The organism is Nocardia sp. BMG111209 (assembly GCF_000381925.1).
GTDB lineage: Bacteria > Actinomycetota > Actinomycetes > Mycobacteriales > Mycobacteriaceae > Nocardia.
On sequence record NZ_KB907307.1, the window covers coordinates 3,791,842 to 3,806,036 of the forward strand.

11 protein-coding genes are annotated in these 14,195 nt (G+C 69.7%); 3 read left to right on the forward strand and 8 right to left on the reverse strand.

Going from position 1 to position 14,195, the window contains the following annotated elements; translation table 11 throughout:
• Nucleotides 1-29 precede the first annotated feature (29 nt).
• On the forward strand, nt 30-2,357 hold the full coding sequence (locus tag G361_RS0117440; RefSeq protein ID WP_019928388.1) for a galactose oxidase-like domain-containing protein: 2,328 nt from the start codon (nt 30-32) through the stop codon (nt 2,355-2,357).
• A 6-nt stretch (nt 2,358-2,363) separates the two neighbouring features.
• Here the strand turns inward: G361_RS0117440 and G361_RS0117445 are convergent, their stop codons facing one another.
• Complete coding sequence (locus tag G361_RS0117445) at nt 2,364-3,119, reverse strand: SDR family oxidoreductase (RefSeq protein WP_019928389.1); 756 nt, start codon at nt 3,117-3,119, stop codon at nt 2,364-2,366.
• A gap of 81 nt (nt 3,120-3,200) precedes the next feature.
• Here G361_RS0117445 and G361_RS43925 point away from each other — a divergent pair, with 81 nt between their 5' ends.
• The gene (locus tag G361_RS43925) at nt 3,201-3,932 is read left to right on the forward strand and encodes a TetR/AcrR family transcriptional regulator (protein WP_019928390.1); all 732 of its coding nucleotides are present in this window, start codon (nt 3,201-3,203) and stop codon (nt 3,930-3,932) included.
• 26 nt (nt 3,933-3,958) lie between these two features.
• Here G361_RS43925 and G361_RS0117455 read toward each other — a convergent pair whose 3' ends face one another.
• From G361_RS0117455 to G361_RS0117465, 3 genes are all read right to left on the reverse strand, one after another.
• Complete coding sequence (locus G361_RS0117455; RefSeq protein WP_019928391.1) at nt 3,959-4,729, reverse strand: hotdog domain-containing protein; 771 nt, start codon at nt 4,727-4,729, stop codon at nt 3,959-3,961.
• Nucleotides 4,730-4,904: 175 nt separating this feature from the next.
• Complete coding sequence (locus G361_RS0117460) at nt 4,905-5,672, reverse strand: isocitrate lyase/phosphoenolpyruvate mutase family protein (RefSeq protein WP_019928392.1); 768 nt, start codon at nt 5,670-5,672, stop codon at nt 4,905-4,907.
• A gap of 465 nt (nt 5,673-6,137) precedes the next feature.
• Complete coding sequence (locus tag G361_RS0117465) at nt 6,138-7,010, reverse strand: NAD(P)-dependent oxidoreductase (protein ID WP_026343151.1); 873 nt, start codon at nt 7,008-7,010, stop codon at nt 6,138-6,140.
• 232 nt (nt 7,011-7,242) lie between these two features.
• Here G361_RS0117465 and G361_RS49475 point away from each other — a divergent pair, with 232 nt between their 5' ends.
• Nucleotides 7,243-9,492, forward strand: a complete 2,250-nt coding sequence (locus G361_RS49475; protein WP_019928394.1) for an aminotransferase class I/II-fold pyridoxal phosphate-dependent enzyme — start codon at nt 7,243-7,245, stop codon at nt 9,490-9,492.
• A gap of 71 nt (nt 9,493-9,563) precedes the next feature.
• Here the strand turns inward: G361_RS49475 and G361_RS43935 are convergent, their stop codons facing one another.
• The 4 genes from G361_RS43935 to G361_RS0117490 form a co-directional block, all read right to left on the reverse strand.
• The gene (locus tag G361_RS43935; protein WP_019928395.1) at nt 9,564-9,974 is read right to left on the reverse strand and encodes a helix-turn-helix domain-containing protein; all 411 of its coding nucleotides are present in this window, start codon (nt 9,972-9,974) and stop codon (nt 9,564-9,566) included.
• Nucleotides 9,975-10,086: 112 nt separating this feature from the next.
• A complete protein-coding gene (locus G361_RS0117480) occupies nt 10,087-11,007 on the reverse strand; it encodes a DMT family transporter (protein ID WP_231386903.1) in 921 nt (306 codons plus the stop codon).
• A 79-nt stretch (nt 11,008-11,086) separates the two neighbouring features.
• Nucleotides 11,087-12,544, reverse strand: a complete 1,458-nt coding sequence (locus G361_RS0117485) for a metallopeptidase (RefSeq protein ID WP_155981480.1) — start codon at nt 12,542-12,544, stop codon at nt 11,087-11,089.
• A gap of 185 nt (nt 12,545-12,729) precedes the next feature.
• Complete coding sequence (locus G361_RS0117490) at nt 12,730-14,115, reverse strand: bifunctional lysylphosphatidylglycerol flippase/synthetase MprF (RefSeq protein WP_019928398.1); 1,386 nt, start codon at nt 14,113-14,115, stop codon at nt 12,730-12,732.
• Nucleotides 14,116-14,195: the final 80 nt, after the last annotated feature.

Consider the following 14,195-nt stretch of genomic DNA (forward strand, 5'->3'; position numbering starts at 1 on the left):
ATCCTGCCGGGAACAGTCACCATGATCGGGTGGCAGGGCAATTCGTACCCATTCCGGACTGGTTCTCCTGGGAGAACCAGGACTGCGGCGTCGCCGTGGCCGATCTCGACGGCGACGGCGAACCCGACGTCGTGGTGCTGATGGTCGACGATCCGGCGGGCCAGAACACCGGCAACTACCGGATCGGCACCCGGCTCGCCGCCGACGGCACCGTATCGTCCTGGGGTCCTTGGCTTTCCGTACCGGACTGGTGGGGCTGGGAGAATCAGGGCGCGGGTATCGCGCTGGCCGACCTGTCGGGTTCCGGCCGGCTCGACATGGTGGTGTTCACCGTCGACCATCCGGCCCAGGGCAATCACGGAAAGTACCGGATCGCACGGGATCTCGCCGCGGACGGGACGGTGACCGGCGGCTGGACGCCCTGGCTGGACATTCCCGACTGGTACGGCTGGGAGAACCAGGGCGCCGACATCTGCCTCACCGAGATCGACGGTGAGCACGTACTGGTCGTGCTGACCGTCGACAATCCGGCCGGCCAGAACTCCGGGCAGTTCCGGCTCGGCAAGGGACTCACCGCCGACGGCGCGGTGACGGAATGGACGCCGTGGCTGGCGGTTCCGGACTGGTGGGGCTGGGAGAACCAGGGCGCGGGAGTGACCGTGGCCGACCTCGACGGCGACGGCCGCCCCGAACTGATCGTCTTCACCGTGGACCATCCCGCCGACGGCAACGCCGGGCTGTACACGGTCGGCTGGGGTCTGGACGGTACCGGGCACTGCGTCGACGGCTGGAGCCGCTGGTCGCACGTGCCGGACTGGGGGTTCGCGCAGAATCAGGGCGCCGCCGTCGCGGTGCTGCCCACCGGTGCGGCGCTGCCGAGCCTGGTGGTCCTCACCATCGACAATCCGGCGGGCGGCAACGAGGGCTACCTGCGGGTGCTCGACCCGGATCTCGATGTGGCACAGGGCGCCACGCTCGGCGCGTGGCGAATCCTCGACTTCGGCACCGAGATCAATCCGGTGCACGCCGCCCTGCTGCACACCGGCGACGTGCTGTTCTACGCGGGCTCCGGCAACGATCCGGATCGGGAGCCGACCCACGACTTCGCCACGCGCGTATGGCATTACCCGCGTCCCGGACTCGCCGCGCCACCGCTGGGCGTCGACATCTTCTGCTCCGCATCGGCTTTCCTGCCGGACGGGCGGGTGCTCGCCGCGGGCGGCACCGAACAGTACGACCCCTTCTTCGGGCTGCGCGACGCGCTGCTGTTCGATCCCGCGACCCTGGCCTGGAACGCGGTGCCGGACATGACCTTCGGACGCTGGTACCCGAGCCTGGCGGCGCTACCGAGCGGGAAGGTGGTGGCCACCTCGGGACTCGGCACGGACGGATTCCTCGCGGAGACACCGGAACTGTTCGATCCCGCCACCGCGACCTGGTCGCAGCTGCCGGTACCCGGCCCGATCCCGATGTTCGCCCATCTGGTGCTGCTCACCGGCGGCCGGTTGTTCTACACCGGCGGCCAGTACGGCGGCAACAACGGGATGCACCCCTCGATCTGGGACACCGCCACCGGCGCGGTGACGGTGGTGGACGGCCTGGCCGATCCCGATTCGCGCAACCAGTCCACCAGCGTGCTGCTGCCACCCGCCCAGGGCCAGCGGGTGATGCTGATCGGCGGCGGCGGATACGATCCGCACCAGCCCTCACCCGCCACCGCCGACACCCACGTCGCCGACCTGAGCGCCGCCACCCCGGTGTACCGGCCGGGTCCGCCGCTGGAATTCGCGCGCATGCACGTCAGCGCGGTCGTGCTGCCGGACCGGACGGTGCTGGCGTGCGGCGGCGCGACCATGGAGGAGATGGGCACCATGGCCCCGCCCCACGCGGAACTGCTCGACCCGGCCACCGAGACCTGGAAACCGACCGCGCCGCAACGGGTTCCGCGCCTCTACCATTCGGTGGCGCTGCTGACGCCGGACGGCAAGGTGATCACCGCGGGCTCCAATCCGGCCCGCAAGACCGAGGAGACCCGGATCGAGGTGTTCTGGCCGCCCTACCTGTTCCGGGGACCTCGGCCGGATCTACGACTCGACACCGAAACCGCCGGCTACGGCGGCACGCTCACCGCGACCACCACCGCCACCGTGCGGGACGTCAACCTCCTGCACCCCACCGCGTGCACGCATTCCTGCGACAACAGCCAACGCCTGATCGACCTGCCGTTCACCGGATCCGGCACACTCACCGTGACACTGCCGGCCGATCCGGGCCTCGCACCTCCGGGCTGGTACCAGGTGGTCGTCGTGGACACCGACGGCATTCCGTCACCCGGCCGCTGGATACACCTGGGCTGAAACCGTTCACAGCCGGGCGCCGCCGGTGGCGTCGATCACCCGGCCGGTGACCCAGCGCGCGTCGTCGGAGGCCAGAAAGGCGACGACACCCGCGATGTCGTCCGGCGTGCCCACCCGGCCGAGCGCGGCCAGTGCCGCCGCACCGGCCTCGGCCTCGGGGTTGCCGCGCAACCACCCGGCGTTGATATCGGTGTCGACGATGCCCGGGGCGACCGAGTTCGCCGTGATACCACGCGATCCCAGCTGGGCGGCCAGATTCACGGTGAAGGTGTCCAGTGCCCCCTTGGTCGAGCCGTAGGCGATGCCATCCGGCATCGCCAGACGCGCCGCGCCACTGGAGATGTTGATGATCCGGCCGCCGTCGCGCAACCGCCGCAACCCTTCTCGCACGACGAAGAACGGCGCGCGCAGGTTCACCGCGAAGACGCGATCGAACTCGTCCTCGGTGAGCGCGAAAATATCTGCGGGACTGTTGGTTCCGGCATTGTTCACGATGATGTCCACGCCGGGCGCCGGGGCGGCGGCGTCGAAGGCCGCCCACAGCCGGGCCGCGTCACCGTGTTCGCCGAACGCCGCGTGCAGCGCGAACGCCCGCCCACCACCCGCACCGATCCGTGCGACGACCGCCTCGGCGGCGGCGCGATCGGCCGCGTACGCCACGGCCACCATCGCACCGTCGCGCCCCAGCCGCTCCGCCACCGCCCGCCCGATCCCCCGGCTCCCGCCGGTCACCAGCGCGACCTTGCCGTCCAGTACTCCCATGGCCACCCTCGCTCAATTGTTGGTCGGTCAATCAAAAAATAAGGTAGCAAGTTATTTGAACGATCGCTATACAATTGGCGGATGGCTGACGCTCCCCGGGGCCGACCCCGTACCTTCGACCGCGATGCAGCCCTGACCGCCGCGACCCGCCTGTTCTGGGAGCGCGGCTACCACGCCACCTCGCTGTCGGACCTCACCACCGCGATGGGCATCCGCTCCGCGAGCCTGTACCAGGCGTTCGGCGACAAACGCGCGCTGTTCCACGAGGCCGTCGCCTCCTACTCGGCGACACCCGGCGCCGACTTCGTCACCACCGCCCTCGCCGAGGAGCCAACGGCCCGAAGCGCTTTCGCGCGAATACTCCACGAGGCCGCGCGCTTCTACAGCGACCCGTCCCATCCCCCCGGCTGCCTGGTGATCACCGCCGCCACCAACATCACCACACAGGACAGCGCCGTCGAGGAGTACCTGCGCGAGATGCGCCGAGCGAACCTGGACACATTCCGCACCCGCCTGGCCGCGGCGCAACGAACCGGGGAGTTACCCGCCGACACCGCTACCGACACCCTCGCGAACTACTTCGCGGTGGTCGTCCAGGGCATGTCCCAGCACGCCCGGGACGGCGCCGACACGGACACCCTCACCGGCGTCGCCACCGCGGCGATGGCGGCATGGCCGGCCGGTGATCACATCGCGGCGGTACAACCGGGTGGATCACACGACGTGGCCGCACAACCCGCCGGACCACCACAGCGGGCCGCTCGGGACGGTACCGAACGGATACGCCGACCGGCGTCGTTGCCGTGGCTGTGACGGCGTAGCCCGGATGACGTGCGGGCTCAGCCGCGGAAGGTGCGGGCCGTGGCGAGGGTGGCGAGGCGGTTCTCGTTACCCGAGTCGCGGAGTTCGACGCGGCCGAGGCCGTCGATGAGGCGGGCGGTCGCGACGACCGGGCCGACCCGGGCGGCCTGCAGATAACGGAGGCCGAGGAAGCTCAGACTGTCGCCGGGGGCCAGCGACAGCACCGCTTCCTCCGCGGCGAGGGCGATCAGGCCGCCGTTGACGGTGTTGGAGGCGTTGAGCCCGTCCTCGGTGCGCGGCAGTACCGCCACTCCGGGCCCGCGGCGTTCACATCCCGCCCGATCCGCGAGGGGCATCGCGAGCCGCTCGGTCGCGGCGGGCATATCGATGCTGAGGTCGCCGTGGAACTGGACGTCCGGATTGGGCGCCACCATGAAGGAGGCCGCGCCGAACGCCACCGGCACATCGTCGACGGTGCATTCGGTCTCGGCGACGAAGACCGAGCGGCCCACCTTCACCGTGCGGCCGATCATCCGCACCACGCCCGCACCGGGCAGCGGCCGGTACAGGTTCACGTCGAGCTCGAGGGTGACCGGCACCCGCGGCCCCATGATCAGGGCCGCGAGCAGACCGGACACCGTATCGGCCCAGGTGGCGAGGATCGAGGTACGCAGGTGAGCGGTGCCGGGAACATGCATCTCCGGCGTGATCTCGGCGGTGCCGTGCAGCTCGTCACCGACCTTGCGGGTGGCGAATCCGAGTTCGCGGAGTATGTGCCGGCGGTCCTCCAGCCTGGTCTCGACGGTCACTGCGCACTCCTCACCTTCGGCACCCAACCGGCCGGACCGGCGGGACTCTCAGTAGATAATGCAGTTCTACTATTCGGCAAGTAGCATTCTCACTACTGAGATTATTGATTTCAAAGTTAGCACCCGGCTGCCGCGGTGAGGTTGCGACGCCGAGTTGCCTGGATCACACTCACACTCACTGCCCAGGGGCGTCCTGCCAGCGCCGGAGCAGCCGGCCGGCCTCGGCGGCGAGCTGATACTGCAAGAATGGGCCGAAACTGATTCGCGCGGCACCGGATTCGGCGAACTGCGCGCGATCGCCGACCTCCGGCGAGGTGACCGCGTTGACCGGCAACGGCAATGCGGCCGTCAGCCGAGCCAGGGTGCCCGGATCGTGCCGGCCGATCGGATACAGCACATCGGCCCCCGCCTGCGCCGCCAGCAGCAACCGCGCCACCGCACGATCGAAACGATCCGCCGGATCGCCGACCGCGCGCAGGAAGAGATCCGTGCGCGCGTTGATCACCAGCGGCACCCCGGTCGCATCGGCCGCCGCCCGCAACGCCGCCACCAGATCGGCATGCTCCTGCGGCTCGCGCAGACGGCCACCCTCACTGTGCACGGTGTCCTCGATATTGAGACCCACCGCACCGGCCTCCAGCAACCCCTCGACCAGCCGAACCGGTTCCAGCCCATACCCCGATTCCGAATCCACGGACACCGGAATGTCCACCGCGCCGGTGATCTCCCGAACCCGCCCCAGCACCTGCGCGAAAGCCATCCCCTCCCCGTCCTGAGCGCCGACCGAGGCGGCGAGCGGATGACTGCCCACCGTCAGCGCCCGAAAACCACCCTGCTGCACCAGATCCGCCGACCAGGCATCCCACACCGTCGGCAACACCACCGGATCCCCCGGCCGATGCAACCCGAGAAACGCCACCGCCGTCTCCGCACGTGCACTCATCTCTCATCTCCTCCTGTCGTTGAACAACAACCCGAAACCGAAACGCCCACAGCACATCTCGTACCCGCCGAACCGGACCGCCCCACCGTCCGGTCCCAGCCTGCCGCAACCGCCGCCAGCACACTCATACCCGTCATGCCGGAACGCCGTACCCGTCCAAGTCCCGCCCACCGAGGCTGCCCCGCACATCTCGTACCCGTCGTACCGGAACGGCCTACCCATTCGGTACCCGCCCGCGGCACATCTTGTACCCGCGTACCGGAACGCCGCGCTCGTCCAGTCCAGCCCGCCGAGGTTGCCCGCAGTACATCTCGTACCCGTCGTACCGAACGCCCCGCCCGTCCAGTCCCGCCCGCCCGCAGAAACCGGTGGCACATCGCGCATCTCTCGTGCCAGAACGCCCGCCGGCCGGTCCCCGTCCGCCGAGGCCGCCAGGAACCTTCCGGTCTCGGCCGGGCCGCTGATTCACACACCGAAACCCGTACGCCAACTGGCGTATCGCGGCTTCCATCCGAGCGAGCGAGCGAAACCGTTGGCGGCGCCGCGCTCCCATCCGGCCCGCCCAGGTACCGGCCCCGGGGTGGGCGCACCGAAGGCTGCCGCCAACACCGGCACCCATTCCCGCCCCGGCGCGGGCTCGTCGTCGACGATGTTGACCGTGCCGGTCGGCCACTCCAGCGCCTCGACGGTGGCCTGCGCCGCGTCCTCGACGTGCACGAAGGACGAAACCGCGTCGTTCGCCACCAGCGTGGCCATGAATCCGGCCGCCGGATCGGAGGTGTCGCCGTGCAATACCGCATCGGCCAGTCCGCCCCGCCTATACCAGGTACCCGGCCCGTACAGCAGTCCGTACCGCAACACGACATGGTGCGGCAGCTCCGCAACCGCCTCCTCGAGCGCCCGCACCCCCGCCACCGTGCGAGCCCTCGGCAGGTCCGCCTCCACATCCAGCGGAACAGCCTCGTCCGCCGGCTCCTCCCCCGGTGCATAGGCCCACGAAATCGACTGCGCAACAATCCGTTCCACACCCGCACGACGCGCCGCATCCACCAGATGCCGAGTACCGACCTCCCGGATCCGGCTGTTCTCGGCCGGTGCGCCACCACTGAGTGCGGTCAGCTGATGAATCACCACGTCAGGCGCGGCATCGGCCACAACCCGCGCCACCGCCTCGGCATCGAAGACATCCAGCCGCACCCCCTCGGCGCCGAGCGCCCGCACACTCTCCACCCCGGCCGCACTCCGCGAGGTACCGGTCACCACATGCCCGGCTTCGACCAGAGCCGCAACCAACGGCCGACCGATCGCCCCGGTGCCACCCGCCACGAATATCCGCATCACCACTCCTCACCCACGAATGTCGTTGCCGCCCTGAGCTTCCGCCCCGGCAAACGGCCGCCCGCACCGAACGCGCCCGACCGTCTGCTGCTCACGCTACCCACCCAGTAGCCCAACCGAATGAGCCACTCGAGGCAGAATAAATTGGACCACTGACACTGACCACCAGGCGACAGGGCACCGGCACCCGCTCGATCGCCCCAGACCACGCTCCACAAGGCAACACCGAACCATGCCACCTCCGCGAAAAACGGCACGCCGCACCACCGCCGATCGACCGACCACCCCCGCGAATCCGGCCATCACCAGACATCCGACCAGCACCACGAATCCGGCCGCCGTCGACCGGCCTACCACGGATGAACCTCCGACCACTGCTGCGAATCCGGCGGCCGCCGAACATCCGGCCGATGCCATTCGTCAGACCATCACCGGATATCCGACCAACAGGGATCATCCAACCACCGCCGATCATTCGGCCACCTCGGATCATCCGACCAACACCGATCGTCCGACCAACGCGAATCATTCGGCCACCTCCGGTCACCCGACCAACGCGAATCATTCAGCCACCGCGGATCGTTCGGCCGTCGCCATTCGTCAGACCACCCCCGATCGACCGACCACCCCCGCGAATCCGGCCATCACCAGACATCCGACCAGCACCACGAATCCGGCCGCCGTCGACCGGCCTACCGCGACCGAACATCCGACCGCTGTTGCGAATCCGGCGGCGGCCGAACATCCGACCAACGCCGACCGGCCGACCATCACCGGACATCCGACCAACAGGGATCATCCAACCACCGCCGATCCTTCGGCCACCTCCGGTCACCCGACCGACGCGAATCGTTCGGCCACCGCCATTCGCCAGACCACCGCCGATCGGCCTACCACGGACGAACATCCGACCACTGCTGCGAATCTGGCCGCCGCCGAACATCCGGCCGATGCCATTCGTCAGACCATCACCGGACATCCGACCAACGCGGGTCATCCGACCTCTGGGGATCGTCCGACCGCCACCGATTATCCCGCCACAGCGGCGAATCCGCCCGCCACACGCGGTACGGCCGGGCGGATGCCGACGGGTGCCGAATTGCTGCTCGAACTTCGCGCCGACGGCACTCGGCGGCATGCGCTGGAGGAAGCCTTCCGGACCGCCATCCGTGACGGGCGGCTGGCGGCCGGGACCGCTCTGCCGTCCAGCCGGGACCTCGCCACTCAACTCGGGCTGTCGCGTGGCACGGTCACCACGGTCTATGAGCAGCTGGCGGCCGAGGGGTGGTTGAGCGCGCGGCAGGGCGCGGGTACCCGGGTGGCCGACGGTGCCGTCGAATCGGGACCCGGCATCGCGGCGCCCGCGCGACCGGAGGCGCGGTATCGCTTCGATCTGCGTCCGGGCCGGCCGGATGTCGGGGGGTTCCCTCGCAATGACTGGGCACGGGCGATGCGTACCGTGCTGCGCGACGCGCCGGACGAGGCCTTCGGATTCGGGGATCCGCGCGGGCGGCCGGAGCTGCGGGCCACACTGGCTGCCTATCTGGGGCGGGTGCGCGGGGTTCGGGTCGATCCCGCGCATCTGGTGATCTGTTCCGGGTACACCCAGGCGCTGGGTCTGCTCGCCGAGGTGTTCGCGGAGTCGGGTATCGGGGCGGTCGGGATGGAGGATCCGTCGATCGGCGATCATGTCCGGTTGGTCGCGGGCCGGGTGCCTCTTGTCGATATTCCGGTGGACGACAACGGGATTCGGGTGGACGCGCTGGCCGCCACGGGCGTCGGTGCGGCGGTCTGTACCCCTGCGCACCAGTTCCCGACGGGAGTGGCCATGACCGCGGACCGCCGGACCGCTCTGCTGGACTGGGCCGACGGATGCAACGGCTGGATCGTCGAGGACGATTACGACGGGGAGTTCCGCTACGACCGGCACCCCACCGCCGCACTGCAATCGCGCCGCCCGGCGCGGGTGGTGTACGCGGGCTCGACCAGCAAGACCATCGGCCCGGCCGTGCGGCTGGGCTGGATCGCCTGTCCGCCCGCGCTGCTGGAACCCCTGCTGGCCGCCAAACGCCGGACCCACGACTGGCGTCATCTGGATCAGCTCGCCCTGGCCCGCCTCATCGATACCGGCGGCTACGACCGGCACCTGCGGACCGTGCGGCGCGCCTATCGCCGCCGCCGTGATCTGTTCACCGCCGCGATCCGAAACGACCTGCCGCACAGTGTGATCCGCGGCCTGGAGGCGGGGCTGCACGCGGTCCTCGAGCTCCCGCCCGGGGTGACCGAGGCGGCGGCCGTCACCGCACTGGCCGCGGCCGCCGTGACCACGTTCCCCCTGGCCGAGCTGCTCCGCACCGATCGTGACCACTATCCGCCCTCCCTCGTCATCGGTTACGCCACCCCGGCGGCGCGGGACTACCCCGCTGCCCTCGGCGCCCTCACCCGTGCGCTCGCCGGACTCGGCCCGTCTCCTGCCACCTGAATCTTTGCGTTCACGAACTCCGTTGGGACACAGTCGTACCGGCAGAATGCGGCCGGGGACCCGCTGCGCGGTCAGGTACCGTTGCGTCTCCGGGACATCGCGGAGCCGCCGGTCGGCGTCGCATCCGCGGATTCGGTTGCGGGAGTGGCCGCTTCGGACCCGCCGGTGCGGCCCGGTGGACGGCCGCGCCGGGCCGACGCCTGCCGCACGGCACGCAACCGCTCCAGTACGACTTCCGGATCGTCGCCGACATCGATGTCGACCGCGGAGGCCGCGAGCGCCTCGTACTGCTGCCGCCGCCGGGCCTCCCGATACCGGAGCACATCGTCGAGACGTAAACGGTGGAAACGCTTTCCGACCAGTTCGGCCGGCAGCTCCCCCTTCTCGATCCAGCGTTTGACCGTCGGCCGGCTCACCCCGAGCAGGTCGGCGGCCTGCTGGGAGGTCAGCGCCACGGCAGGCCGGGACAGCGAGTCGCCCATGAGATCACCTCTCCTCCGTCACCGAATGTCCGGTTCACGGTACGGCGGGGGTACGACACGAATTCGGCGTCGCACACGGCGACATGGCCGGATCGGGGGCCGAGCCGTGCGATCAGCTGTGCACCGGCACCTCGACCCCGCCGGGGTCGCGCTCGTCGTGCAGGGTCGGCGAATTCGCCAGCAGAATGATGCCGACGATCACGACGACGGCGGCAGCGGCCAGCGGGAGCGGTTGCGGCTGCGCGGCGACGGCGAACAGGGTCACCCCGGCCAGATAGCTCAGCGACGGATCGGTGATCGTCATGGTGGTGAGCGCGGTCGGCAGCGAACCGCGAGCGAAGGCCTCCTGGGTCAGCACCGCGCCGATCGTGGTGGTGACCGGGATGGCGAACAGGGCCCAGGTGATCTGTGGCAGCGCCGGAACGGCGATCGCGGTGACCACGGCCGTGGTCGATACGCAACATCCGGCGGCGACCGCGGTCAGGGCGGACCGCATCTGCGGCGACCCGACCAGCCGGGAGGCGATCAGCGCCACCACGATCGCGGCCAGGATCAGCCCGCCCGCGGCCGGCAGGGCCGAGGTCCGCACATGCCCGTGCGGTACACCCTGCGCGATCAGCAGGGCCAGACCCGCGCACACCGCGACGGTGCCCACCCAGTCCCGGCGCAGCAGCGCCCGGCCGCGCCGGCGCGCCGCGAGCGGCAGCGCGAACAACAGCTGCACCACCAGCAGCGCCTGCACCATCGGCAGCGCGCCGAAGCGCAGGGCCGCGGCGTGGGAGAGGAATCCCGCGACGCTCGCGACCTGCCCGGCCAGCCAGCGGCGGCTGGTCAGCAACGAGCGGAAGATCCCGGCGACGGCCAGGACCCGGGTCGTATCGGGATCCGCGAGCGCGGCCTTACGCGCACTGCTCTGCTGCAACGACGCCGACAGCGCGAACAGCATCGCCGAAACCAGCGCCAGCATCGCGCTGAGCAGCCCCGAACTCATCGGGCCGGGCCCGGACGTCCGCAGCGGACCGGCGGAAGACACACCATGTCCACATCCTGGGCATTCCGGGTGAACCCCGGTTGTCGGGCAGATGGACCGTTTCCGGCGACCGCCACACGTCCTACTTGTAGTTCGACAGGCACGCGGCCTCACCGTCGAGGACGCCGGTGCGGAACGCGTCGATGCGCTGATAGCCGCTGGCGACCACCTTGCCGCCCACATCGCTGGCCGCGAGACCGTCGGCGAGCAGGCCGGATACGGCGGCATCCAGGTCACCCGCGGTCAGTTGCACCTCGCTGCCGGGATCGCTGAACTTCGTGGACACCACGCCGGCCAGGCAGACCGTCCGCAACCCGGCGGTGTCGGCGCCGGTCAGGCTCAGCTTGCGACTCTGCTCGACGGCCAGCATGTAGCGCGAGACGAAGACGATGAACGCGTTGTAGTTGCCGTCCACCATCGCCGACAGCGGTTCGTTGTCGCCGGCCTGCTGCCCGGCCCGTTTCGCCAGCTCGGGCACATCGGTACCGATGGTGCCGCTGGCCGGGCAGTAGGAGGCCGGTTCCACGCCGGCGGCCGGTGCGCAGTTCTTCACGATGCCCGAGTAGTCGAACCGGGGCGGCTGCGGCAGCGGGTAGAGCTTGGCGAGCGCCCCCGCGACCAGATTCAGCGAGTTGTTGTCGACCGGCAGCTGTCCCTCCTCGTCACCGGGCTTGTAGGTGACGGGCAGTTCGCCGCGGCGCTTCTGAATCTCCTTGCGGTTGATGTTCTTACACGCGACGGCGCCGTCCTGCCAGCCCATCTGCACCGCGGTGACCCGCTCGAACGCGGAACCGTGCACGTTGTGCGGATTGTTCGGATCCTGGTCGCGCACAGCCACCGTCGCGCCCAGCACACCGTTGAGACCGTCGGTGGTGTTCAGTGTGAAGTGGGTGGAGCCGCCGTCGGCGACGTGCCGCAGGAACACCCCCGCGAAACAGTCCGCCTGCTGCTCCAATACCAGGCCCGGAGTGAGGAATCCGTTGAGCCGCGCGAGATGCTGGATGGAGTGCCCGTACTCGTGCGCGAGCACCATGACCACGGCCATCTTGCCGTACTTCTGGGAGATCAGCGGCAGCAGCACTCCGCGGTCCCAGCCGATGGTCTGATCCACCGAGCAGTAGGCCGCGTTCACCACGTGATAGGTGCCGGCCCGGCAGAACGTGATCTGTTGTTCCTGCGGCGCGCGGGCGTCCCAGGAGAAGAAGTGATTCACCGGCACGAACGTGCCCTTGTCGAAGGTCTTGCCGTACTCGGTCTTCCAGAAATCGCCGAGGTCGGCGATGGTGTTGAGCGCCAGCCGATCCATCTCGCCGCCGTCGCCGTTGTCGGCGCGCAGCGGCGCGTCCGGTACCCCCGCCCGCGGACCGCTCGGCTCGTTCTGCGCCGATCCGGCCGCCGGCCAGGACCCGCTGTCCGCCGCGGCGGCCTGAGGTTGTTGCGGCACAGCGTTGTTCGTCGCCGCGCCCCCGCATCCCGCCAGCAGCAGCGCCGTCGCCAGCAGACCGGACAGCATCACCGGCCACCGTCGTGTCCCCGTCATCGGATCTCGTTCCTCCCCGAATACCACAGTCGCACACCCGAAACGGGTGCCGGGCCGCCGTCGCGGCGTACCGGGTCCCGTGCACGAGCGCTCACATCGTAATCGCGCGGGGCGACACCCGCGCAACAACGATTCCCGATCGCATCCGATCGGATCACCCGCACGCCCGATACCGGGCGGCCGGATCAGCCGTGCTTGCGGTGCGGCACGAACTCCAGCGTGAACAGGGCCAGCCCGGTGAACACGATCTCCCGCCAGCGCAGCAGCACGAACCGCTGATCGCCGAACGAGTTGAACTTGCGCAGGAACCGGTACAGCGACTCCAGCCGGATCATCGGATCCAGCGTGCGGGCCAGCATGTACAGCGCCTGCTTCACCCGGGAGCGCTGCTTGTCCGAGTACAGCTCGGGGAAGGCGGCGAAGGCCAGCGAGATGCGCCGCACCCCGGTGCGCTTACCGTGCTCGATCAGGTCGACGATCATGCGCTCGTCCAGGCCGTTGGGCGCGTCCTTGCGGCGCCACGGCACGTCCAGGCTCAGTTCGCTGCCCCTATTCGAGCTTCCGTAGCGCTGGAACCCCACCACCGTGCCGTCGGCATCGCGCGCGATCACCAGCAGCATGCCCGGATTCCGGCCGTCCAGCAGATGGTCGAGGATCATCGAGAAACCGCGGGTCTGCCGGCCCTGATTCCACTCGTCGACGATCGAGAACAGCGTGTCGCGCATCGGGTCGGTGAGTTCGCGCTCCGGCACGATCTCGGTGGTGACGCCGAAGTTGCGGGTGCGGCTGACCGCCTGGCGGAGGTTGCGGAACTTCCGGCCGACCAGATCGAATTCGTCCACGTCGACGACCACGTCGCGGCCGATCGGGATGGCGTGCAGCCCGTGGTGGTCGATCGCGCGGGTACGCCACAGCTCCGACATCTGCGGGCTCGCGCCCAGCACGGCGATCCGCCAGCCCTGGTTGTGCGCGAATTCGGAGAATTCACCCACCAGCGCGCCGAACCGCTCCCGGTCGCCGACCGGATCGCCCGCCACCACCGCCACGCCGAACCGGGCCCGGTAGCCGATCGCCGCGGTGGACGTGTCGTCGAAGAAGTAGGTCTTGGACGAGTGCAGCGCGAACGGCGCCAGCGGGTCGGTGGTCGTACCCTCGATCAGCTCCGCGATCTGGAACCGCTGCTCCGGCTGCGCTCGCGAGTTCTGCGGCAGCATCAGCAGGAATCCGGTGGCGGCCAGGCAGACGAAGCCCACCGCCGGATGCTGGTCCCGGTACGCGACATTGGACACGCCCAGCACGATCACGGCCAGCGTGACGTGCGGCAGTGTGATCGGCCGGCGCAGGTGCAGCCCGCGGGCCACGAAAAGTCCGGAGATCGACACCGCGACGAGCCAGCCGCGGTTCACGCCCTCGCGCGCGGCCCGGTCGGCCACATACAGCAGGACGACCCCGACCAGCAGCAACATCGCGATCAGCGGCAGTCGCACGGCGCGGGTGGGCGACAATGCCGCCTGCCGGTAGGTGCGGTAACCCGCTACCCCGTAACCCAAACCGGAGTTCAGATCAGCCACGTCACAACCCCCCGGTCGCGCTCCCGTGCCGTCGCCATAGTGGTCCTCCCGATGATCTTTCCATCCACACACTATGCGGA